The following is a 675-nucleotide window of genomic DNA, read 5'->3' as shown; positions in this document are numbered from 1 at the left end:
GGTGATGTTCTGCGTGGCCACAAGGTCAGCATCGGGGAACGGCTGAAGGCCGATCTCGCAGCGATGCGGGATTTGCCCGACACCCCCTTTGAAGCCTGTGAGTTGCAAAGTGGCCAGGTCACATCGACATCCGTGGTGCGTTATCGCGGCAATGATGACTCGGTGCCGGTTGCCTACGGCCACCGTGCGGTCTGGATCAAGGGCTTCGTGACCCGGGTTGTCATCGGCTGCGGCGCCGAGGTGATCGCCGAGCATTCGCGCTCCTATGACACCGGCGACATGGTGTTTGATCCACTGCATTACCTGGCACTGATCGAACGCAAGATCATGTCCTTCGATCAGGCCGCGCCTCTGCAGGGCTGGGAGTTGCCCGAAGCGTTCAAAACCCTGCGCCGACTGCTGGAAGCCCGGCAGGGAAAGGCCGGCAAGCGCGAGTATGTGCAGGTCCTGCGCCTTCTGGAGCGCTTCGAGATTGACGTGCTGCATCTTGCCGTCAAAGATGCCCTGCGAATGGGAGCGGTCAGCTTCGATGCAATCAAGCATCTGATCTTGTGCAGGGTCGAGCAAAGGCCTCCGAGGCTGGATCTGGATGTTTATCCCTTCCTGCCCAGAACCAACATCGCTACCACCTCCGCCGCATCCTACATGAGCCTGCTGGCAGGAGGTGGGGCATGA

At 60.4% G+C, this 675-nt stretch carries 1 protein-coding gene; it reads left to right on the top strand.

Annotated features, from left to right (window positions below):
• The coding region (locus tag ACXAJT_RS27605) for a Mu transposase domain-containing protein (RefSeq protein ID WP_475242232.1) at positions 1–675 on the top strand (675 nt) is incomplete at its 5' end.

The sequence above is a fragment of the Salipiger sp. ABF4_146 genome (genome assembly GCF_056161345.1).
Note: the sequence above shows the minus strand (reverse complement) of the source record. Positions and strands in the feature narration are given on the sequence as shown.